17 protein-coding genes and 5 pseudogenes are annotated in these 21,052 nt (G+C 71.3%); 8 read left to right on the top strand and 14 right to left on the bottom strand.

The features are described 5' to 3' along the window. Positions 1–107: 107 nt before the first annotated feature. Positions 108–2,273: a serine/threonine-protein kinase gene (locus tag I8N67_RS44020; protein WP_200307870.1), complete on the top strand. Its 2,166-nt coding sequence runs from the start codon at positions 108–110 to the stop codon at positions 2,271–2,273. A 247-nt stretch (positions 2,274–2,520) separates the two neighbouring features. Here the strand turns inward: I8N67_RS44020 and I8N67_RS32670 are convergent, their stop codons facing one another. The 4 genes and pseudogenes from I8N67_RS32670 to I8N67_RS32655 all read right to left on the bottom strand — a co-directional run. Further along, positions 2,521–4,038 carry an MFS transporter gene (locus I8N67_RS32670; RefSeq protein WP_307835440.1) on the bottom strand — a complete coding sequence of 506 codons (1,518 nt, stop codon included), beginning with the start codon at positions 4,036–4,038 and terminating at the stop codon, positions 2,521–2,523. A gap of 335 nt (positions 4,039–4,373) precedes the next feature. Continuing rightward, a complete protein-coding gene (locus tag I8N67_RS32665) occupies positions 4,374–5,984 on the bottom strand; it encodes a sodium/solute symporter (RefSeq protein ID WP_200307869.1) in 1,611 nt (536 codons plus the stop codon). Beyond that, positions 5,981–6,178, bottom strand: a complete 198-nt coding sequence (locus I8N67_RS32660) for a hypothetical protein (protein WP_200307868.1) — start codon at positions 6,176–6,178, stop codon at positions 5,981–5,983. Before I8N67_RS32660 ends, I8N67_RS32665 begins: the two co-directional genes overlap by 4 nt. A 286-nt stretch (positions 6,179–6,464) precedes the next feature. After that, positions 6,465–6,806, bottom strand: a pseudogene (locus tag I8N67_RS32655) (FAD-dependent monooxygenase); the annotation flags it as partial. A gap of 257 nt (positions 6,807–7,063) precedes the next feature. Between I8N67_RS32655 and I8N67_RS32650 the strand changes: the two are divergent. After that, complete coding sequence (locus tag I8N67_RS32650; RefSeq protein ID WP_200307867.1) at positions 7,064–7,699, top strand: TetR/AcrR family transcriptional regulator; 636 nt, start codon at positions 7,064–7,066, stop codon at positions 7,697–7,699. A 71-nt stretch (positions 7,700–7,770) separates the two neighbouring features. Beyond that, positions 7,771–7,980 carry a hypothetical protein gene (locus I8N67_RS32645; RefSeq protein WP_200307866.1) on the top strand — a complete coding sequence of 70 codons (210 nt, stop codon included), beginning with the start codon at positions 7,771–7,773 and terminating at the stop codon, positions 7,978–7,980. Between the two features lie 290 nt (positions 7,981–8,270). On the opposite strand, the pseudogene dgoD reads toward I8N67_RS32645, so the two are convergent. Further along, positions 8,271–9,415: pseudogene (gene dgoD / locus I8N67_RS32640) on the bottom strand (galactonate dehydratase). 168 nt (positions 9,416–9,583) lie between these two features. Here dgoD and I8N67_RS43235 point away from each other — a divergent pair. Beyond that, positions 9,584–9,688: pseudogene (locus tag I8N67_RS43235) on the top strand (oxidoreductase); the annotation flags it as partial. A gap of 142 nt (positions 9,689–9,830) precedes the next feature. Further along, complete coding sequence (locus I8N67_RS32635; protein ID WP_200307883.1) at positions 9,831–10,532, top strand: 2-phosphosulfolactate phosphatase; 702 nt, start codon at positions 9,831–9,833, stop codon at positions 10,530–10,532. A gap of 315 nt (positions 10,533–10,847) precedes the next feature. Here I8N67_RS32635 and I8N67_RS44015 read toward each other — a convergent pair whose 3' ends face one another. From I8N67_RS44015 to glyA, 7 genes are all read right to left on the bottom strand, one after another. Further along, a complete protein-coding gene (locus tag I8N67_RS44015) occupies positions 10,848–10,976 on the bottom strand; it encodes a hypothetical protein (protein ID WP_267912860.1) in 129 nt (42 codons plus the stop codon). 320 nt (positions 10,977–11,296) lie between these two features. Further along, positions 11,297–12,181 carry a formyltetrahydrofolate deformylase gene (gene purU / locus I8N67_RS32625; protein WP_200307865.1) on the bottom strand — a complete coding sequence of 295 codons (885 nt, stop codon included), beginning with the start codon at positions 12,179–12,181 and terminating at the stop codon, positions 11,297–11,299. An 81-nt stretch (positions 12,182–12,262) separates the two neighbouring features. Beyond that, entirely contained in the window at positions 12,263–12,934 is a 672-nt protein-coding gene (locus tag I8N67_RS32620) for a sarcosine oxidase subunit gamma (RefSeq protein ID WP_504740618.1), read from the bottom strand. Then, positions 12,927–15,815, bottom strand: a complete 2,889-nt coding sequence (locus I8N67_RS32615) for a sarcosine oxidase subunit alpha family protein (protein ID WP_200307864.1) — start codon at positions 15,813–15,815, stop codon at positions 12,927–12,929. The genes I8N67_RS32620 and I8N67_RS32615 overlap by 8 nt, the downstream gene beginning before the upstream one ends. Beyond that, entirely contained in the window at positions 15,812–16,108 is a 297-nt protein-coding gene (locus I8N67_RS32610) for a sarcosine oxidase subunit delta (protein ID WP_200307863.1), read from the bottom strand. The genes I8N67_RS32615 and I8N67_RS32610 overlap by 4 nt, the downstream gene beginning before the upstream one ends. Positions 16,109–16,142: 34 nt before the next feature. Continuing rightward, complete coding sequence (locus I8N67_RS32605; protein WP_200307862.1) at positions 16,143–17,363, bottom strand: sarcosine oxidase subunit beta family protein; 1,221 nt, start codon at positions 17,361–17,363, stop codon at positions 16,143–16,145. Then, entirely contained in the window at positions 17,360–18,703 is a 1,344-nt protein-coding gene (gene glyA / locus I8N67_RS32600; RefSeq protein ID WP_200307861.1) for a serine hydroxymethyltransferase, read from the bottom strand. Before glyA ends, I8N67_RS32605 begins: the two co-directional genes overlap by 4 nt. A gap of 94 nt (positions 18,704–18,797) precedes the next feature. Here glyA and I8N67_RS32595 point away from each other — a divergent pair, with 94 nt between their 5' ends. Next, positions 18,798–19,469: a GntR family transcriptional regulator gene (locus I8N67_RS32595; protein WP_200307860.1), complete on the top strand. Its 672-nt coding sequence runs from the start codon at positions 18,798–18,800 to the stop codon at positions 19,467–19,469. 73 nt (positions 19,470–19,542) lie between these two features. On the opposite strand, the pseudogene I8N67_RS32590 reads toward I8N67_RS32595, so the two are convergent. Beyond that, positions 19,543–19,773 (bottom strand): annotated as a pseudogene (locus I8N67_RS32590) (ectoine/hydroxyectoine ABC transporter ATP-binding protein EhuA); the annotation flags it as partial. 82 nt (positions 19,774–19,855) lie between these two features. Beyond that, positions 19,856–20,074, bottom strand: coding sequence for a hypothetical protein (locus tag I8N67_RS32585; RefSeq protein ID WP_504740615.1), 219 nt, complete (start codon positions 20,072–20,074; stop codon positions 19,856–19,858). Between the two features lie 9 nt (positions 20,075–20,083). Between I8N67_RS32585 and I8N67_RS32580 the strand changes: the two are divergent. Both I8N67_RS32580 and I8N67_RS32575 read left to right on the top strand, forming a co-directional pair. After that, positions 20,084–20,431: pseudogene (locus I8N67_RS32580) on the top strand (DUF3533 domain-containing protein); the annotation flags it as partial. A gap of 9 nt (positions 20,432–20,440) precedes the next feature. After that, complete coding sequence (locus I8N67_RS32575) at positions 20,441–21,010, top strand: TetR/AcrR family transcriptional regulator (RefSeq protein ID WP_200307859.1); 570 nt, start codon at positions 20,441–20,443, stop codon at positions 21,008–21,010. Positions 21,011–21,052 lie beyond the last annotated feature (42 nt).

The following is a 21,052-nucleotide window of genomic DNA, read 5'->3' as shown; positions in this document are numbered from 1 at the left end:
TCGTGCCGCCGGAGCCAGTTGTGCATGTGTGGGGGATGGTGTGGGATCTCGACAGCGGCGGCCCGTGAGGCCGTTGGGGCGTGGGGACGTGGCAGGGGGGTTGTCGGGTGGAGCCGTTCGAGGCACTGGAGGTGGGGGATCCCCGGCAGGTGGGGCGGTACCGGATCGTGGCCCCGCTGGGCGCGGGTGGGATGGGCCGGGTGTACCTGGGGCGCTCGCCCGGCGGACGGTTCGTGGCGGTGAAGGTAGTACGCCCGGAGCTGGCCGAGGACGGTGACTTCCGGCGCAGGTTCGCCCGGGAGGTGGCCGCCGCCCGCCGGGTGAACGGGGTGTTCACCGCGGGCGTGGTCGACGCCGATCTGGACGGATCACCGGCATGGCTGGCGACGGCGTACGTGCCGGGGGTCCCGCTGGGCGATGCCGTGGCAGCGCACGGACCGTGGCCGCAGGCCGCGGTGCTCGCGCTCGGCTCGGGACTGGCCGAGGCCCTGGAGGCCATCCACGCGGCCGGCGTGGTCCATCGGGACCTCAAACCGTCGAACATCCTGCTCGCTGCGGACGGACCGCGAGTCATCGATTTCGGGATCTCGGTGGCGGGCGAGGCCAGCGCGCTCACCCGCACCGGCACGGTCGTGGGCACACCGGGGTTCATGTCCCCCGAGCAGCTGACCGGCAAGCCGGTCGGACCGGCGAGCGACGTCTTCGCCCTGGGTGCGGTACTGGCCTTCACGGCGACCGGGGCCGGGCCGTTCGGGACCGGCTCGGCGCACGCCCTCGGTTTCCGCGTCGTGTACGAAGAACCGGACCTGCACCAACTCCCGTCAGTCCTACGGACCCTGGTGGCCTGCTGCCTGGCCAAGGAGCCTGGCCGGCGGCCCGCGGTGACCACGCTGCTGCACCAGTTGGCCGATACCTCCGGCGGCCTGCCGGCCATCCCCCGGACAGTCACCGAGCCCGGCTGGCTCCCCGAGCCGGTCGCGGCGACCGTGTACTCGCGCACCGTCGCCGCGCCGCCGCCCCTGGCTCCACCACCCGAGTCGCCCGAGACGTCCGAGCGCCCGCCCACGGAGCCGGCGCCGGCGGAACCCGGTGCCGGCCCGCCGGAGCGCCCGGCACCGGCCCGGCCGGGGGAACAGCGCGACGTCGACCTTCCGCCGCCCGCGGCGCGGCCCTCGTCCCGGCCGCCCGCGAACGCCGGGGCACGCCCGGCTGGGATCACCCGCAGGCAGACCCTGCTGGGCCTCGGCGGCGCCACCGCGGCAGGACTCGGCTTCGTCGGCTGGAAGATTCGTGGCAGAGGTTCCGCTGCTCCCGGCGAGCAGCGGTGGCTGTTCCGCGCCGGTGACTCCGTGTCCTCGGCACCGGCGGTGGCGGGCGGCGTGGTGTACGTCGGCAGCAACGACCACAACCTGTACGCGGTGGACGCCACGACCGGCGAGCAGCGGTGGAAGTTCCGCACCAACGACAGAGTGGGCTCGCCACCGGCCGTGGCGGGCGGTGTGGTGTTCGTCGGCAGCGGGGACGGCAACCTGTACGCGGTGGACGCCGCGACCGGCGTGCGGCGGTGGACGTTTCCCACGGGCGGCACCGTGGTCTCGAAGCCGGCCGTGGCGGGCGGTGTGGTGTATATCGGCAGCGTCGACAAAAGCCTGTACGCGGTGGACGCCGCGACCGGCAAACGGCGGTGGAGGTTCCGCACGGGCAACGTCGTGGACCCGTCGGGGGCCGTGGCGGGCGGTGTGGTGTTCGTCGGCTGCAGGGACGGCAACCTGTACGCGGTGGACGCCGCCTCCGGCGAGCAGCGGTGGAAGTTCCGCACGGGCGGCGCCGTGCTCTCGTCACCGGCCGTGGCGGGCGGTGTGGTGTTCGTCGGGAGCCAGGACGGCAACCTGTACGCGGTGGACGCCGCGACCGGCAAACGGCGGTGGAAGTTCCCCACCCAGCACTTTGTGTCCTCGTCGCCGGCCGTGGTCGACGGGGTGGTGTATGTCGGCGGCTGGGACCGCAACCTCTATGCGGTGGACGCCGTCTCCGGCGAGCAGCGGTGGAAGTTCCGCACGGGCGGCGCCGTGGCCTCGTCGCCGGCCGTAGCGGGCGGTGTGGTGTTCGTCGGGAGCGAGGACGGCAACCTGTACGCGGTGGACGCCGCGAGCGGCGAGAAGCGGTGGAGCTTCCACACCGCCAGATCCTTGTACAAGGACTCTGCAGTGGCCGACGGGATGGTGTACGTCACTGGTGGCGCCGCTGGCGTCTTGTATGCGGTGACGCTGTAGGGGTCAGGACCATGTGGCCGACGTGCGACGGCATCGTCCGACCAGCGCCCGCACCCGGCGGCGCTGGTGACGGGCATGATCGCGCCGGCCCTGGTCGCGGGATCCCTTCGACCACAGTTGCACCTGGCCGCCGCGATAAAGACGCCTTCCCCCAGCTCGCCACCCGCACCCAGGCAGCCGCGTGACGGACATGCCGGAGCTGCACACGCGGCTCCTGGCTGATGTGATCGCGCTCGGTTCGCCGTAGCTACTGGTTCTCACCGGTGGATACGCCGTGCGGGCGCACCGCCTCGTGAACCGCCGTGGGCGGTGTCCTCGGTGCGCGTAGCAGGGCGCCGATCGCCGCGACGAGAACGACGGCACACACCGCGATCAGGGAAGCGGACAGGCCGTCCATGAACGCGGACTTGACGCCGTCGGCGAGGGCCGGGCCCTGTGCGCCGAGGAGGTCGGCGACGTGGAGGCCGGCGGCGGCCGAGTCGCGTACCGACTCGGCGGCGTCGGCGGGGAGTTGGGCGACCGAGTCGGGGAGGGAGGAGCGGTAGTGGCTGCCGTAGATCGAGCCCATGAGGGCGATGCCGATCGCGGAACCGACCTCCCGGGTGGTGTCGTTCATGGCGGAGGCGACCCCCTGCTGACCCTGGCCGAGCGAGCCGGTGATGGCCGCGGTGCCGACCGCGCCGCTCAGGCCGATACCGAGGCCTGCCAGGACGAGGCCGCCGAGGAACGGGAGGTAGCCCGAGTCGACGTCGAGCAGGGAGATGAGAAACAGGCCGGCACCGAGCAGGAGCAGGCCGACGCTCATCGTGACCTTCATGCCGGCACGGCGCACCAGGCTCGGGGTGATCGCGGAGACGGGCAAGACCACCACGGCCACCGGAAGCAGGGCGACCGCGGCCTTCAACGGGCTGTAGCCCAGGATGAGTTGCAGGTACTGCAGACCGACGAAGAAGAACCCGAAGACGGCCATGAACTGCACCAGAACCGTGATGGCGCCCGCCCGGAAGCCGCGGATGCCGAACAGGGCGGGGTCGAGCAGCGGGTGTTCGGTGCGCCGGCCGAGGTAGGCGTAGGCCGTGAAGGACAGCACGGTGACGACGAAGGCGCCGATCACCACGGGCTCCGTCCATCCCTTCTCGTTGCCCTCGACGATCCCGAAGACGAGGGTGCCGATGCCCAGGGCAGTGGTTGCGGCTCCGGCCACGTCGGGCCGGTGCGGGTGTGCGTCCTTGGTGTTGGGCGCCAGGAGTACGGCGGCGAGCCCGGCCACCAGGGCGACGGCGGCGCTGGCGACGAAGATCGACCGCCAGGTGAACTGCTCCAGCAGGGCCCCCGCGGCCAGCATGCCGATGATGGCGCCGGCGGCCGCGAATCCCGACCAGGTGGCCACCCCCTTGGCGCGCTGTTCCGGCGGGAAGGCCGCGGTGATCGTCGACAGCGTGCCCGGCATGATCATCGCGGCGCCGAGACCCATGACGGCCCGCCAGGCGATCAGCGTGCTGGTCGAGTCGGCGAAGGAGGCGGCCAGGGAAGCGGCACCGAAGACCACGGTGCCGACGACGAGGACGTTACGGCGCCCGACGCGGTCGCCGATCGCGCCGAGCGGGAGCACGAGGGCCGCCAGGGCCACGGTGTAGGCGTCGGCGATCCAGGTCAGGGCGCCGTTGGAAGCCGAGAGGTCGATGGCCAGGTCGGGCAGGGCGAGGTTGAGCGCGGAAACGGACGCGACTACCACGACGAGCGCCAGGCACATCGCGAACAGCACACCGCGGGTTCCGGCGCGACCGGTGGCGACGGACGGCGCCGTCTCCGTGTCGGGGGGGTGGTGGCCAGGGGGGCCTCAGGGAGTGCTGGGCCGGATGCCGAGCCCACACGGACACGTTGAGGAAATTATCAAGTTTGACTCACTCCTGGTCAAGCCTTGTCGCGCCGTCGTCGCGGCCGTCGTCCACCCCGCACGAAGGCGGGGACCGTGAATCCCGTGGAGTGGGTCAGTTCCACCCAGACCGTCTTGTTCGTGTCGGGCATGGCACGTGCCCGTGCCGCAGGCGCCGCCAGACGTCATGGATCAGCTGGTCCGCTCTCGGACCGAGCTCTCCTTCACAGCGAGTCGAGCGGCTCGCGGCCGAGGAGCAGCGTGGTCTGTGTCTCGGCGTGGCGGTCCTGGTCGGCCTGGGAGCGACGGCTCAGGAGGCTGCCCGCCCAGCCGAGGAGGAACCCGACGGGGACGGACGCCAGAGCGATGTTCTGCAGCGGGAACCAGTGGAAGTCCCGTGCGGGGAAGAGGGCGAGGGGGCCGCCGGAGACAGCGGGGCCGAAGGCTTCGAGGACGGCGCAGCACACGAGCGAGCCGTAGAGGGTCCACAGCAGTCCGGTCCTCGTGAAGCCCTTCCAGAACAGGCTGTACACCAGTGCGGGAAGAATCGCCGAAGCGGTCAGGGCGGCGGCGAACGAGGCCAGGGCCACGATGCTCCACTGGTGCAGCGTCACCGCCAGGTACACGCTGACCACGCCGAAGACCATCACGGCTGCACGTGCCACGTTCACTTCGCGCCTTTCGCTGTCCGCGCCGCGGCGGCACACCTGGGCGTAGAGGTCGTGCGCCAGTGACGCCGAGGCGGCGAGGGTGAGTCCGGCCACGGTGCTGAGGACTGTGATGAAAGCGGCGCAGGCGACCACGGTGAACAGCAGCCCGGTGCCGTCGGCGAGGGTGCCGGCGAGCAGGAACAGCGCCGAGTTCCCTTGCGGGTCGTCCGAGGCTATGACGCCGGCACCCAGCGTCGCCGCCGCGCTGAGCCCGGTGAGAACCATGGCGCCGTAGAACAGCGTGATCATGACGACGGCGGCACTGGAGGCTCGTCTGGCCGCCGGCCCGCTCCGGGAAGCGCTCACCCGCAGCAGGACGTGGGGGAGCACGGAAGACCCCAGGACGACGGTGACGCACAGCGACACCAGGTCAAGTCCGCCCGTTGTCGTGTGCCCGTACAGCAGGCCGGGAGCGTAGAAGGAACCCGCCCCGCCACTGTGGCCGGCGGCGGTCTCCAGCAGGGTGCCGAGGTCCCAGTCGGAGCGGCTGAGGGCGACACAGCTCAGTGCCACAACCGTGCCGAAGACGACGATCACCTTGCCGACCTCGATCATGCTGCTGCCCCGCATGCCGCCGAACGCGGCGAAGGAGACGATCAGCAGCCCGACGAGAACCGTGCAGACCTGGGCGGCGCCCGGACCGTCCACTCCCAGGACGTACGCGGTGACGTCACCTGCGACCGTGAGCTGCACGACCATCAGGAGCAGGCATACGATCACCGTGATCACCGCGCCCGCGCCCCTGGCCGCCCTGCCCGTCATGCGGCTTTCCAGGATGCCACCGAGGGTGAAACGTCCTGTGTTGCGCAAAGGTTCGGCCAGCAACAGGAGCACTCCGAGGCCGGCTACGGCGCTGACGGCGACGATCATGCCGTCGTATCCCCCCAGGGCGACGGCGCCGACGTAACTGAGCAGGGCGGTGGTGGGGATGTAGTCGCCACACAGGGCCAGCGCGTTTCTCGCCGCGGACAGGGACCGGTTGGCGGTGAAGAAGTCGGCGACCGTGTCGTTGCCCACGCCCGCCATCAGGCAGAGGAGGAACGAGACGACGACGACCAGCAGGAGCGCCGTCAGGGGCGCGAACGGGCCGGAACCGGTGGCCGCGAGGACCTCGCCGGCGCTCACGGTCTCCTCCCTGCGGCGGCCCTCGACGCCGGTGTCCGGCGGCGCAGTTCGTCGGCCTGTGGGTCGCAGTGGGCACGACAGGCGCGGTCGTACCACAGGGCTGCGGCCACCAGGGTCAACACGCCGGTGACGAGCAGCAGCATGCCGACGGTGAACGGGCCGGACACGGTGGTCGCCAGGCGGTTCCCCAGCATCAGGGCGAGCAGGAGAGGTACGCCGACAGCGGCCAGGTTGAGCGCGAGCAGCCGAGATCTGAGGCGCCCTGACGCTCTTCGCAGGTGGTTCAGAGCTACGGCCGCTTCCGGCGGTCGGGTACCGGGCGGACGGTCTTGCAGGGGCATGGTGGTGGTCGGCTCTCTGGGTGAAGGGCGAAGGAGCTGGCCGAGCCTTTGAGCACGGCGTTCGGCGCCGAGGCGGGCGTAGTGGGCGATGAGGTCGGGCGCGTCCACAGTCGCGGGGTTGACGACCTGCTCGGGCTTGCCGTCCGCCCTCGGTCGTCACCGAGGGCTGCGGGCAGAAGGTGCCGCCGAGCCGGCTGCGGGTATCAGTGGGCCGACGGGCAGCGGGCGGCCGAGGTCCCGGCTCGCCCTGCCCGTCGCCCCGGGTATGCGGCAGGCCGCGGCGACGGCGGCGCGGCGCAGGGCGGCCGGCTCGGTCCTGGCCGCCGGTCATGGCCCAGCCGGTCGTGACCGCGAGGCGGATCACATGCCGGGCGTGCGGCCCGCGTTCTCGCTCGTAGGTGTCCAGCAGACGCTCGTCGCCGCCCTGCTTCAGGACGTGGGCGAGCTTCCAGGTCAGGTTGCAGGCGTCCCGCAGTGGGGATGTCCGCCTCCGGTACGGCCGTCCCCGGCGCCCGGGCCGACCGGTCCAGGTCGGCCCGCTCGCAATGAAGGTCCTGGTGGGGCACCGCGGTGGCGGCTGTGACCACGCGTGTTTCAGACATGGCGCCCTCCCAGCGACATTGCCGTAATGAGGAAATCATCATCTTTGACAGTGGTATCGTCAATAGGTCGACCGACACAAGATGAGGCTTTCATCAGAACTGCGGTGGTCCTGGATTCCACGGCTAGACTTGGCCCATGCCCACCTCAGCCCCGCCCAGCAACCGGTTCGAGCGACGTCGCGCCGAGACGCGCAGGGCACTCATCCACGCCGCCCGGCGGATACTCGCCGAGACCGGTGACACCAGCGCCAGCATTCAGGCGATCGCCGAGCGCGCGGATGTCGGCTTCGGCTCCTTCTACAACCACTTCGAGTCCAAGACGGAGCTGTTCGAGGCAGCGGTGGCGGACGCCCTGGAGGAGTTCGGCGAGACCTTCGACAAGCGGCTCCGCGGAAGCGACGACCCCGCGGAACTCGTCGCGGCCGGCTTCCGGCTCAGCGCCCGGATGGCCGAGTCCCACCCGGAGCTCATGCAGGTACTGCGCCGCCGCGGCCTCGGCCACCTCCACTCGGACAACGGCCTGACCTCCCGGGCGCTGCGCGATCTTCAGGTGGGCATCGCCTCCGGCCGCTTCACCGCCGTCGAGCCGGTCGTCGCCCTGTCCGCGCTGGGCGGGACCCTGCTGTCCCTGGTGGAGCTGCGGTTCGCCCGCCCCGACCTGGACGGCGACGAGGCAGCCTCGAACCTGGCCGAGATGGTCCTGCGCATGCTGGGCGTCCCGCCGGAGCACGCCCACGAGGTCTCCCGGCGCCCGCTGCCCGACCTGGGCTGAGAAGTCGGCACCGAAGGAGAGGCACCTCCCGTGACCGGCCGCAGACCACGCGCACCAAGAGCGCGAACGGCGTGGCCAACACCTGCGCGCGCACCCGACTGCTCGTCGTGATGCCGGACACCGGCGAACACCGTTTGCTGGAGCGGCAGCCGCCGCTGAAGGGTGTCCTCGCCCCGGGCGGCGACGTGGCGCGTGACGCGCTCTTCGTGTCCGGCGAGGACCCCGGTCCGGCCTGCCGACACAGGCGTGGAGCGAGGACCGCGGCCGCACCTGGCGGCTGACCGATATGCCGGGCCACGAAGCGGTGAGGAACGGCCTCCGCGCCATGCACCAGCTTGTACGTCAACTTCAAACGGCGGGACTGGCTCTGAGCAACCGGCCGACAAGCCCGCAGTGGCGAGCGCAGCCCACTCGGCGTCCTCCAGGCGAAAGCGGTGCGGGTGGCGCGGCGCAAGCGAACTCGCGCTCACACCAGCCGACCGCCGGCGATGTCGGCGAGGGGATCTCCTGCCGGGCAGGCCGTGGCCAGGCCGCGCCATGTCCAGCTGCCCGGCCGGGATCCGGCTCCGGGCTACCAGGAGGCCAGTGAGCCGTCCGTGTTGCGCCAGACGGGGTTGCGCCAGCGGTGGCCGCGTTCGGCGGCGGTCCGGACCGCGTCCTCGTCGATGGTGATGCCGAGACCGGGCGCGGTCGGGCGGTCGATGTAGCCGTCGCGGAAGGTGAAGGGCGTGGTGTCGGCGAGGTAGTCCAGCAGTCCGCTGCTGTCGCCGTAGCCGATGCCGAGGGCCTGTTCCTGGATGAGGAAGTTGGGGATCGCGAAGTCGAGTTGCAGGCTGGCCGCGAGGGCGATCGGGCCGAGCGGGCAGTGCGGGGCCACCATGACGTCGTACGCCTCGGCCATCGCGGCGATCCGGCGGCTCTCGGAGATTCCGCCGGCGTGGCTGATGTCGGGCTGGGCCACGGCGATGCCGTCGGAGAGCACCGAGCGGAAGTCCCAGCGGGAGTACAGCCGTTCACCGGTGGCGATGGGGATGGAGGTGGAGCGGATCACGGCGCCCAGGTCCTGGGAGAACTCCGGCAGCACGGGCTCCTCGACGAAGAGCGGCAGGAGCGGCCCCAGGAGGGCAGGACGCGGCGGGACATCGCCCCGCTGAACCGGCCGTGGAAGTCCAGCGCCAGGTCACGCTCCGGCCCGATGGCCTCGCGGACCGCGCTCACCCCGTCCACGATGGCGTTGATCGCGGCGGGCGTGGCGAGCGGCTCCAGCTGGCCGCAGGGGTTCAGCTTGACCGCCGTCATGCCCTTGGCGACCTGCGCGGCCGCCGACTCGGCCAGTTCCTCGGGGGTTTCGCCGCCGACCCAGCCGTAGACGCGCACCCGGTCGCGTACGTGGCCGCCGAGGAGCTGGTGGACCGGGACGCCGTGGGTCTTGCCCGCGATGTCCCACAGTGCCTGGTCGATGCCGGCCAGGGCGCTGTTCAGGACGACGCCGCCGCGGTAGAAGCCGCTCTTGGCGAGCACCTGCCAGTGCTCCTCGATCCGGGCCGGGTCCTGGCCGACCAGGTAGTCGAACATCTCCTCGACGCAGCGGGCGACGGTGGCGGCCTTGCCCTCGACTATGGGCTCGCCCCAGCCGGAGATGCCCTCGTCGGTGTCGACGCGCAGGAAGAGCCAGCGTGGTTCGACGAGGAAGAGTTCGTATCCAGTGATCTTCATGGGGAGGGTCTCCGGGTTCTGCGATGGGTACGGCCGGGCGCGCGGCCGGGGCGTGGTGGTGGGCGGGTGAGTCGGTCGGGGTGAGGGCGGGCGCGGGGAAGCGCCCGCTCGGGGAGGGAGTGGAGAGGGTCGGGTACGTGGAGGGGCTGCTGTGCGGAACGCGCGGCCGGGGGGGGTGAGGGGATCGCCCAGGCCGTCCTGTGGCTGTGCAGCCCCGGAGCCGGCTTCGTCATCGGCGTCGCTCTTCCCGTCGACGGGGGCTACGTCGCCCGATATGGACAGGCCGCTGAGGACAGGCCGCGACGCCGCCATCGGGCTACCCATGGCAGCCGGAGACGTCGCGTTCCGAGACTGTCCACGTGATGGGCATCACTGCCCGGGTGCTTCGGATCGGGTATGCGCGATCATGATCGGAATGGACGCTCGTTTTCTTGGCATCGCTGAGCTGGTCGAAACCCCGCCCGTGGCGGTCGTGGTCGACGTCATGCGTGCTTTCACGGTGGCTGCCTGGGCCTTTGCCCAGGGGGCGGAAAAAATCGTTCTCGCCGAGTCGCTGGACGACGCTCTGGCGCTCAAGGCTCACCATCCGGATTGGGTGGCGCTCAAAGACGGTCCGCCCGCGCCCGGGTTCGACGCCGTCAACTCACCGGGCCTGCTGCGGTCCGTCGACCTCGGCGGACGGACCGTTGTGCAGAAGACCACGGCGGGGACGGTGGGCGCCCTCGCGGTCAAGGAAGCGTCGCTGGTGCTGTGCGCCGGCTTCGTGGTGGCGGAGGCAACGGCTCGGCTCTTGCGGACACGCGAGTGTGACCGTGTCACGTTCGTGGTCACGGGCGAGGACGGGCAGGCCGACGAAGATCTGGCGTGCGCTCAGTACATCGCCGGCAGAGCCGCCGGGGCCGGGACGGATGCCGCCGAGTTCCTACGCCGCGCTGCCTCGTCGCGTGCCGCCGCCGAACTGGCGGAGGGTGTGCGTCAGGGAGTCCATCCCGATGACGTCGCACTCTGCCTTGAGCTCGACCGGTTCCCCTTCGCCATGGTGGCGGCCCTGGAAGACTCGCTCATGGTCCTGCGTCCGTGCGCCATGCCTTCGCCGGCCGAGGGCGCCTTGATCTGATCGCCGGTGAGGTCCAGAGAGCCGGGATGCCGAGGCGGCGCCGCAGCTGCGCATGGCGGCGGCGCTCGCGGGTGACTTCAGCGAGAGAGAGGCAGGGCCGGCGGCACGCTGGTGCCGCCGTCCGCCGCGCATGAGCTCGTAGAGTTCGGCGCGGTCTTGTTGTGTGCCCGGCAGGCAGCCGAACGCACTCCCGTGCCCTGCCGGCCCGGAACCCTCGGCGTCATCCCCGACCGGATGGCTGGAACGGATGGCTGTAACGGATCGGCGTACCCAGCCGCACCTCCCGCGGCTGCGCGCCCGCCTGGGCCGGGGTGCTCAGCCGAACCGCAGGATGCGCGGTGCGAAGGTGCCCTCGGGGCCGTCGGCGCGGCCGACCGACCACACCGTCGCCGTGCCCGGCACCGGCGCCAGCCGCACCGTCCAGGAGTCGCCCTCCCCGGCCACCGCCGGTTCGCTGTGCTCGGTGAACGACTGTCCGTTCCAGGCGAGGAAATCCGGCCCGGGGACAAACGGCGGATAGCTGCCCGGCGGGCCCCACTTCTGCGAGCGGGCCGGCAGACAACAACCGCACGGAGACCGTTCACGAGACCCCCCAGGACGCGAAGGTCGCACAAGTTACTGGCGTTCACCCACTCGTGCACAGACCGCATCCGGCCGATCACGGTTCCCTCTCAAAGCCCACCCTGTCGTGGGACTCCTAAAGCCCGCTCCTCCGCTCCCTCCTGGCTCCGCGGCGCGCCGACCCGCCCGGCTCCGACCGGCCGTCAGCGCAGGACCACCGTGCGCCTGCCCTGGACGAACACCCGGCCTTCGCAGTGCCGGCGGACCGCTCGGGCCAGGGCCGCCGACTCCGCGTCGCGGCCGATGGCGGCCAGGTCGTCGGGGGTGTGGCTGTGGTCGACGCCGATGACCTCCTGGGCGATGATCGGGCCTTCGTCGAGGTCGGCGGTGACGTAGTGGGCTGTCGCGCCGACGAGCTTGACGCCGCGGTCGTGTGCCTGGTGGTAGGGCTTGGCGCCCTTGAAGCTCGGCAGGAACGAGTGGTGGATGTTGATCGTCCGGCCGGCCAGCCGGGCGCACAGGTCGTCCGAGAGCACCTGCATGTAGCGCGCCGGCACGACCAGGTCGGCGTCGAACGAGTCGACGATCTCCAGGAGCCGGACTTCGGCCTCGGTTTTGGTCGCGGCGGTGACCGGCACGTGGAAGAACGGGATGTCGTGCCAGGTGACGAGTGCCTCGTGGTCGCGGTGGTTGGAGACCACCGCGACCACGTCGATGGGCAGGTCACCGCTGCGGGTGCGGAAGAGCAGGTCGTTGAGGCAGTGGCCGTAGCGGGACACCATGACCAGCACGCGGGGCCGGGTGGTGGCCGGTTCGAGGTGCCACCGCATGGCGAACGGGGCGGCCTCGACGGCGAAGTCGCGGCGCAGGGTCTGTGTGGTGTTCTCGCCGCCGGAGGTGGCGAAGTGCACCCGCATGAAGAAGTGGCCGGCGCGGCGGTCCCCGAACTGCTGGTTGTCGATGATGTCGCTGCCGTGCTCGACCAGGAAGCGCGAGACGGCGAGGACGATGCCGGGTGCCTCGGGGCAGTCGAGGGTGAGTACGTGCTCGACCGGCGCCGCGGCGGAGACCTTCTGGAGATCAGTCATGGTGTCAGCACTCGCCTTGTCCGCAGTGACCTTGTGATGGTGCCCGTCGAGGTCCTGGAACAGCCCCGAGGCCCGAGGCCATCAGGGGATCTCCGGGCCGCGGTACTCGCTCATCGCGTCGATGAGCCAGCGGGCCAGGTAGTCGGCGAACGAGGACCGCGGGAACAGCCGGTACGTCGGCGCGTCGTCGACCTGCCAGAGCAGTACGGCGATGGGGCCCACGGTGGTCGACACCGCCCGGCCGGGACCCATGGCCCGGGGGTGCAGATCCAGCGGGCAGCCCTTCTCCAGCACCTGTCGGGCGGCCGGGCCGGACAGCTCCAGCGTGGTGCGGTTCGCCGAGACGTCCACGACCGAGCCCGGGTCTTCTCCGAGCGCCTCCCGCAACTCGGCGGCCACAGCGGTCTCTTCGCCCTGGGACAGCACGAGCCATTCGTCGGGGCCGAGCCAGACGACCGTGTGGGGGCCTGAAGCGGTGGTGTGGCCGCACTGCCGCGGGAGGGGCGCCCCCAAGGTCTTCTCGATACGGTCGGCCGCTTCGGAGGCGGGGTCGACCCGCAGGTCCGCCATGGTGATGAACGGCCATTCGGTCAGCGCGACGCCACGGGCGCCGGTGACGGTGGCGGCGCGCATCCGCTCCGCCAGATGTGCCAGGGGGCTGGTGCGCGGCGCCACCGGGCCCGCGTCCTCGCCCGCGTCCGCACCTGTGTTCGCACCTGTGTTCGCACCTGTGTCGAGCGTCGGCTCAGCCATCTCGCCTGGTCCCTTCGGGGTCGTAGAGGACGAAGTCGGCCACCTCGACCGGCACCAGGTCATCACCCACCGGGGCGAGCAGGGTCTCGCCGATCCTGGCCCGCCCGTCGGCGACGAGGGCGAGGGCGAAGGGGCGGCCGAGGGCCGGGCTGTGGTAGCTGGAGGTGACGTGGCCGAGCATCGGCACCGGCCCGGCCTCGGGGGTGATGGGCACGTCCGGTGCGACGAGCTGGGTGCCTTCGGGCAGCCGGGTCGTCCGATCGCTCGGCAGCAGGCCGACCAGCTGCTTGCGGTCGGTGCGGGAGGTGTCGGGGCGGGAATAGGACCGCTTGCCGACGAAGTCCTTCTGCTTGGAGACCACCCAGGACATGCCCGCGTCCTGCGGGGTGACGGTGCCGTCGGTGTCCTGGCCGACGATGATGTAGCCCTTCTCGGCCCGCAGGACGTGCATGGTCTCGGTGCCGTACGGGGTGATGCCGTACGGCTGTCCGGCCTCGTACACCTGCTCCCAGACGGCCAGGCCGTACCAGGCGGAGACGTTGATCTCGTAGGCGAGTTCGCCGGAGAAGGAGATCCGGCAGATGCGGGCCGGGATGCCGGAGGCCAGGGTGGTCTCGCGGAAGGCCATGAAGGGGAACGCCTCGGCGGACAGGTCGACGTCGGGCGCGAGCTGGGCGACGACCTGGCGCGACCGGGGGCCGACGACGGCGATCGTCGCCCATTGCTCGGTCACCGAGGTGCAGTGGACGTCGAGTTCGGGCCACTCGGTCTGCAGCCACTCCTCCAGCCAGTCCAGGACCCCGGCGGCGCCGCCGGTCGTGGTGGTCATGAAGTAGCGGTTGTCGTCGAGGCGCAGGGTCACGCCGTCGTCGAAGATCATGCCGTCGGGCTTGCACATCACGCCGTAGCGGGCGAGGCCGGGCTTCAGCTTCTTGAAGGCGTTGGTGTAGACGCGGTTGAGGAACTCGCCCGCGTCCGCGCCCCAGACCTCGATCTTGCCGAGGGTGGAGGCGTCCATGACCGCCACGCCCTCGCGGGCCGCACGGCACTCGCGGGCCACGGCCGTGTCCATGTCCTCACCGGGCAGCGGGAAGTACCAGGGGCGCTTCCACTGCCCGACGTCCTCGAACAGCGCCCCGTGCGCGACGTGCCAGCTGTGGATGGACGTCGTGCGCTCCGGGTCGAACAGCTCGCCGCGCTCACGCCCGGCGAGGGCCGCGAACGCGATCGGCGTGTACGGCGCCCGGTAGGCCGTGGTGCCGATCTCTCCCAGTGAACCGCCGAGGGCCTCGGCGATCACACCGATCGCGTTGACGCCGGACGTCTTGCCCTGGTCGTTGGCCGTGCCGAGCGAGGTGTAGCGCTTGACGTGCTCGACGCCGCGCATGCCGGCGCCGGTGGACCGCCAGACGTCGGCGACCGTGACATCACGTTGCAGGTCGACGAAGTGGGTGTCCCAGCCGGCGGGTTCGCCGTCGGGGGCGGGCACCAGCCACAGTGCACGCATCGGGCCGGCTTCGGACCGCGCACCGTCGGATGACGGCACAGGCACCGGGAACCCGGCGCCCGTCGCGGCCCGCGCACCGGCCCGTGCCCCTTCGGCAAGACAGCCGTCGAGGTCGTACGTCCCCCTGGCCGCACCGACGACCTGCTGGTCCCGTACGGCGCCGTCGGGAACGAAGGCGACCAGGCCCTCGTCCCAGCGCAGCTTGCCCTGGCGCTGGCTGTGCAGGTGTACCACCGGGCTCCAGCCGCCCGAGACGGCGAGCAGGTCGCAGTCGAACGACTCGGGTCCGCCGGTGAGTCGGCCCTCCGCGTCGAGGGCCTGGACGGTGACGCCGGTGAGCCGGGCCTCGCCCGCGGTGTCGACCACCGCACTGCCCGTCAGCACCCGCACCCCCGTCGCCACGGCGACCTCGGCGGCCCGGTGGGACAGCTCCGGGCGCGCGTCCACGACGGCGGCGATGTCGATGCCGGCCGCGTGGAGGTCGGCGACCGTGTCGTACGCGCTGTCGTTGGTCGTGCCGACCACGGCCCGTGAGCCCGGCGCCACGGCGTACCGGTTGAGATACGAGCGCACGGCTCCGGCGAGCATCACGCCGGGGCGGTCGTTGCCGGCGAAGACCAGCGGACGCTCGTGCGCACCGGTCGCCAGGACCACCTGGCGGGCCCGGATGTGCCACAGCCGCTGGCGCGAGATGCCGTCGGACGGTTCGGGGGCGTCGGCTCCGAGGTGGTCGGTGCGCCGCTGCAGGGCCAGCACGTAGTTGTCGTCGTACGAGCCGAACGCCGTGGTGCGGTGCATGACGACGACCTCGGGGGCGGAGTCGAGGGCCGCGCGGACCTCGGCGACCCACTCCAGGGCGGTGTGCGCCCCTGCCCTCTCGGTGCGCCCGGAGAGCAGCGAACCGCCGGGCTCGCTCCGGTCGTCGACGAGGATCACGCGGGCGCCTGAGCCGGCGGCAGCGGCGGCTGCCGCGAGCCCGGCCGGTCCGGCGCCGACGACGAGGACGTCGGTGTGCGCGTACTTCTTGTCGTAGACGGCGGGGTCGGCGGTCGGGTCGAGCCGGCCCATCCCGGACAGTGTCATGGCGGACAGGCCGTCGTACAGCTCTGTCGTCGTCGCCGGCAGCATGCCCTCCGAGTGCGGGCCGTCGAGTTGCAGCAGGGCGTTGGGTTCCTCGACGCCCGCGGAGACGATGCCGCGGGGGCGGCCGCGGTAGAGCGACGGAGCGACCTCGACGAGGCCGTTCGCCAGCATGGCCGAGGCGACGGTGTCTCCGGGGTGCCCGGTCAGTTCCCGCCCGTCGACGGTGAACCGCAGCTCGGTGGCGCGGTCGACGCGGCCTCCTTGCCGGAGCCGGAAGTGCTGGTCGGTCATCGGTTCCCTCCGGCCTGGGGCAGTTCGGGGCGGGGCTCGTCGAGCCGGTAGGCGGCGAGCACCTCGTTGGTGACGGTGTCGCGCAGGACGTTGAACCAGCGGCGGCAGCCGGTGCTGTGCACCCACCGCTCGGCGAAGGGGCCCTTGGCGTTGTCGCGGTAGAAGACGTACTCGGCCCACTGCCGGTCGTCGAGGTCCGCGGGGGTCTCGGGGTGGGGGACATGGGCCTGTCCCCCGTAGTGGTACTCGGTCTCGTCACGGGGACCGCACCATGGGCAGCCGATCAGCAGCACGGTGTCCTTCTCTCAGCGGGCCCTGGGCGGGCGTTCAGTGGGCCACGGCTGCGGCGCCGTGTTCGTCGATCAGGGCGCCCGTCGTGAAGCGTTCGAGGGCGAAGGGGGCGTTGAGCGGATGCGGTTCGCCGGTGGCGATGGTGTGCGCGAAGGTCCAGCCCGCGGCCGGGGTGGCCTTGAACCCGCCGGTGCCCCAGCCGCAGTTGACGTAGAGGTTCTCGACGGGGGTGGTGCCGATGATCGGGGAGGCGTCCGGGGTGACGTCGACGATGCCGCCCCAGGTCCGCAGCACGTGCGCCCGGGCGAAGACGGGGAACAGCTCGACGGCGGCGGCCATCTGCTGCTCGATCACGTGGAAGGAGCCGCGCTGCCCGTAGCCGTTGTAGGAGTCGACGCCCGCGCCCATCACCAGCTCGCCCTTGTGGGCCTGGGAGACGTAGACGTGCACGTGGTTCGACATGACGACCGTCGGGTGCACCGGCTCGTGCAGCTCCGAGACCAGCGCCTGCAGGGGATGCGACTGCACCGGCAGCCGTACGCCCGCCCGCTCGGCCAGCACGCTGCTGTGCCCGGCGGCCGCGAGACCGACCCGGCCGGCGTTGACGCGGCCGAGGTTCGTCTCGACCCCCACGACCCGGTCGCCGTCCTTGACGAAGCCGGTGACCTCGCAGCCCTGGATCAGGTCCACGCCCATCTCGTCGGCGCGACGGGCCAGTGCCCAGGCGACGTGGTCGTGTTTGGCGATGCCGGCCCGCGGCTGGAAGGTGCCGCCGAGGACCGGGTAGCGGGTGCGGGACGAGACGTTGAGGATGGGGCAGACCTTGGCGACCTCGTCCGGTTCGAGCCACTCGGCGTCGACGCCGTTGAGGCGGTTGGCGTTGACGCGGCGCATGCTCTCACGGACATCCTGGAGGGTGTGCGCGAGGTTGAGGACGCCGCGCTGGCTGAAGAGGAAGTCGTAGTCCAGCTCCTCCGGGAGCCGCTCCCACAGCTTGAGCGCGTGCTCGTAGATCGCCGCGCTCTCGTCCCACAGGTAGCTGGAGCGGATGATCGTGGTGTTGCGGGCCATGTTGCCGCCGGCCAGCCAGCCCTTCTCCAGGACGGCGACGTTGGTGATGCCGTGGTTCTTGGCGAGGTAGTAGGCGGTGGCCAGGCCGTGGCCGCCCGCGCCGACGATGACGACGTCGTACGAGGAGCGCGGCTCGGGGTTGCGCCAGAGGAAGTCCGGGTGCTCCGGCAGCGGCTCGCTGGTCATGCCGCGTCTCCGTTCAGGTGGGGCGGGGGGGTCGGGCGGGACAGATGGGGATAGAGGGGGAACGCGGCGGCGAGCTTCTCGACCCGTTCACGCAGCCCGGCCGCGCGCTCGTCGCCGAGCTGCTCCTCCTTCAGGGCCTGGGCGATGATGTCGGCGACCTCCCGGAACTCCGTCTCGCCGAAGCCGCGGGTGGCCAGGGCCGGGGTGCCGATGCGCAGGCCTGAGGAGACCATCGGCGGGCGCGGGTCGAACGGCACCGCGTTGCGGTTGACGGTGATGCCGACGCGGTGCAGCCGGTCCTCGGCCTGGCGCCCGTCGAGCGCGGAGTTCCGCAGGTCGACGAGGACCAGGTGGACTTCGGTGCCGCCGGTCAGGACCGTGATCCCGGCCTCGGCGACGTCGTCGGCCAGCAGCCGTCCGGCGAGGATGCGGGCGCCGTCCAGGGTGCGCCGCTGGCGCTCCCTGAACCCCTCGCCGGCCGCCACCTTGAAGGCCACCGCCTTCGCCGCGATGACGTGCTCCAGCGGGCCGCCCTGCTGGCCCGGGAAGACCGCGGAGTTGATCTTCTTGGCGAGGTCGGCGCGGCTGAGGATCACACCGCCGCGCGGTCCGCCGAGGGTCTTGTGCGTGGTGGTCGTCACCACGTCGGCGTACGGCACCGGGTTCGGGTGGAGGCCCGCGGCCACCAGCCCGGCGAAGTGCGCCATGTCCACCATCAGGTATGCGCCCACCGCGTCGGCGATCCGGCGGAACGCGGCGAAGTCCAGCTGCCGGGGGTAGGCCGACCAGCCGGCGACGATCATCTTGGGCCGGTGCGCGAGAGCGAGCTGCTCGACCTCGTCCATGTCGATGCGCAGGTCGGACTCGCGCACGTGGTACGGCACGACGTCGTACAGCTTGCCGGAGTAGTTGAGGCGCATGCCGTGGGTCAGGTGCCCGCCGTGCGCCAGGTCGAGGCCGAGGATGGTGTCGCCGGGCTGGAGCAGCGCGAACATGGCGGCCGCGTTGGCCTGGGCGCCCGAGTGCGGCTGTACGTTCGCGGCCTCGGCGCCGAACAGTTCCTTGACCCGGGCGATGGCCAGCTGCTCGATGACGCCGACGTGCTCGCAGCCGCCGTAGTAGCGGCGGCCCGGGTAGCCCTCGGCGTACTTGTTGGTCAGGACCGACCCCTGGGCCTCCATGACGGCGGCCGGGGCGAAGTTCTCCGAGGCGATCATCTCGAGCGTGGACTGCTGACGGTGCAGCTCGGCGTCGACGGCGGCGGCGACCTCCGGGTCGAGCTCGCCGAGCGGGAGGGAGAGGGGGGAGGTGAGCGTGGTGGGCGACGGGTTCGTGGCCATCTGTACACCATCCTGAGAGCCAACTGATGAGCGACTGATATATCAGACTCTGCGGTAAGGTATGGGAGTTCGTCGGCAAGGTCAAGGGGGCCTCATGCAGTACGTGGCGACCGAGCCCGGGGTCGAGGGCGAGGAGCTGTCCCTCGCCGAGCGCGCCTACCGTGCCATCCGCGACCGGCTGGTCCTGCTGGAGATCCGCCCGGGCACACCGATCAGCGAGGAGCAGTTGGGGCAGTCCCTCGGCGTCGGACGGACGCCGGTGCGCGAGGCGCTCAAGCGCCTCCAGTACGAGCGCCTCATCACGACCTACCCCCGGCGCGGCACCTTCGCCACCGAGGTCAACATCACCGACCTGGCCCACATCTCCGAGGTCCGACAGGAGCTGGAACCCCTGGCGGCCGCCCAGGCCGCGCGGCGGGCCACGGCGGCGGATCGCGCGACCCTGACTTCCCTGCGGCGGGCGCTGGAGAGCGCCGGTTCCCCCGGGCAGGACGCCGCCGGACTCATGCACCTGGATCTTCGGGTCCATCGCGCCATCTACGCCGCCGCGCACAACCCGTATCTGGAGGACACCCTCGTCCGCCACGACAACCTGGCCACCCGCATCTGGTGCCTGTTCATCGACCGTCTGTCCGACATGGCCGGCCACGTCGAGGAGCACGGGCCGTTGATCGAGGCGATCGTCGCCGGTGACGCCGACAGGGCGGCGCGGCTCGCCCGCGGTCACGTCGAGGGCTTCGAACGGGCTATTCGCGACGCCATCTGAGACGCCGATCCGAGACGCCGTCCGACCGGGTACGGCACCGTCCCGTCCGCCTCGGGAGAGAGCGGCGCCGCTGTCAGAGGATGCTGTCGATGAACGTACGCGTGGACTCGTGGACCGGTGCGTCGATGACCTGGGACGGCGGTCCCTTCTCGACGAGCACACCCTCGGACATGAAGACCACTTCGTCGGCGACACCGCGGGCGAAGCCGATCTCGTGGGTGACCACGATCATCGTCATGCCGCTGGTCGCCAGCCGCTTCATCACGTTCAGCACCTCACCGACCAGTTCGGGGTCCAGGGCTGAGCCTCGATCCCGAGACGGTCAGCAAGCTGGCCCGCGAGCACCAGAACATCCGCTACGTCAAGGACACCAGCGCCGACATGGCTCAGGCCGGGCAGCTGATCCATCGACACGGCGACGTCATCTCCACCTTCATCGGCTGGGACAGCCTCCTCCTGACCGCGAGCAGGGTGACCGTGCGGCCCCATGCCTCCCCGCTGATCGAGCGGTTCAGCCCGGATTTCTGGGCGACGTTCTTGCCTGGTCGGTCCACGGTTCCCTTGGCGGACTTGACCATGTTCGTGATGGTGAGTGCTTCCACCACGACGGTGCCGTGGTCACGCTGGTCTTCATCGGGATGGCGGTGCCGACCGCCGGCGCCACCACCCCCCTGGAGGCGCTGCCCGGCTTCTACCACTTCCTCGCGGAGTTCGAGCCACTGCGGCAGATCACCGGCGGCATCCGCTCGATCCTCTACTACGATGCCCAGGGCGACGCGGGTCTGACGCGGGGCTGGGCGATGATGGCCGCCGGCCTCGTGGCGGCCGCGCCGTCCGGCTTCGGCGTGACGGGCTGGTACGACCGCAAGGGGCTGCACCGCCTCCCGGCCGGGACACAGCCGGGGACGGCGGGCACCGACACTGAAAACCGATCGGTTTTTATTTCGTCCGGATCGAGTTAATCTCGCACCATGACCACCGAAATGAAGCCAAGCACCAGAGAGCGGCTGCTGGAGGCGGCGGCCACGCTCACCTACCGAGACGGTGTCGGCATCGGCGTCGAGGCGCTGTGCAAGGCGGCGGGGGTGTCGAAGCGCTCGCTGTACCAGCTGTTCGAGAGCAAGGACGAGCTGCTGGCCGCGAGCCTGAAGGAGGGCTCCGCCGCCTTCGTGACCGGGCTCCTGCCCGCGGCGGGCGATGGCCGTTCACCCCGCGAGCGCATCCTGCATGTCTTCGAGCAGGTCGAGTCGCAGTCGGTCGCGCCCGAGTTCCGAGGCTGCCAGTACCTCGCCGTTCAGATCGAGCTCAAGAATCAGAGCCACCCCGCGAGCCAGGTGGCCCACCAGGTCAAGGCGAACCTGACGGCCTTCTTCCGTGCCGAGGCCGAGCGGGGCGGCGCGGCCGATCCCGACCTGCTGGCCCGGCAGCTCAGCCTGGTCTTCGACGGCGCCAGCGCCCGCGCGGGCATCCAGGCCGACACCCTGGCCGGGCTCATCAGCCCCACGGTGGCCACGCTGCTCGACGCGGCGGGCATGCGCTGACGCATCGCGTTCTCGCGTTCTCGCGTTCTCGCGTTCTCGCGT

The organism is Streptomyces adelaidensis, assembly GCF_016598475.1.
Lineage (GTDB): Bacteria > Actinomycetota > Actinomycetes > Streptomycetales > Streptomycetaceae > Streptomyces > Streptomyces adelaidensis.
The sequence above is the reverse complement of the archived record's forward strand: the minus strand, read 5'-3'. Positions and strand labels throughout refer to the sequence as shown.

Coding starts and splice junctions, on each gene's coding strand:
- purU (WP_200307865.1), bottom strand. CDS start 12,181: ATGACTGATCTCCAGAAGGTCTCCGCCGCGGCGCCGGTCGAGCACGTA.
- I8N67_RS32595 (WP_200307860.1), top strand. CDS start 18,798: ATGCAGTACGTGGCGACCGAGCCCGGGGTCGAGGGCGAGGAGCTGTCC.
- glyA (WP_200307861.1), bottom strand. CDS start 18,703: ATGGCCACGAACCCGTCGCCCACCACGCTCACCTCCCCCCTCTCCCTC.
- I8N67_RS32615 (WP_200307864.1), bottom strand. CDS start 15,815: ATGACCGACCAGCACTTCCGGCTCCGGCAAGGAGGCCGCGTCGACCGC.
- I8N67_RS32575 (WP_200307859.1), top strand. CDS start 20,441: ATGACCACCGAAATGAAGCCAAGCACCAGAGAGCGGCTGCTGGAGGCG.
- I8N67_RS32620 (WP_504740618.1), bottom strand. CDS start 12,934: ATGGCTGAGCCGACGCTCGACACAGGTGCGAACACAGGTGCGAACACA.
- I8N67_RS32605 (WP_200307862.1), bottom strand. CDS start 17,363: ATGACCAGCGAGCCGCTGCCGGAGCACCCGGACTTCCTCTGGCGCAAC.
- I8N67_RS32650 (WP_200307867.1), top strand. CDS start 7,064: ATGCCCACCTCAGCCCCGCCCAGCAACCGGTTCGAGCGACGTCGCGCC.
- I8N67_RS32660 (WP_200307868.1), bottom strand. CDS start 6,178: ATGCTGGGGAACCGCCTGGCGACCACCGTGTCCGGCCCGTTCACCGTC.
- I8N67_RS32635 (WP_200307883.1), top strand. CDS start 9,831: ATGGACGCTCGTTTTCTTGGCATCGCTGAGCTGGTCGAAACCCCGCCC.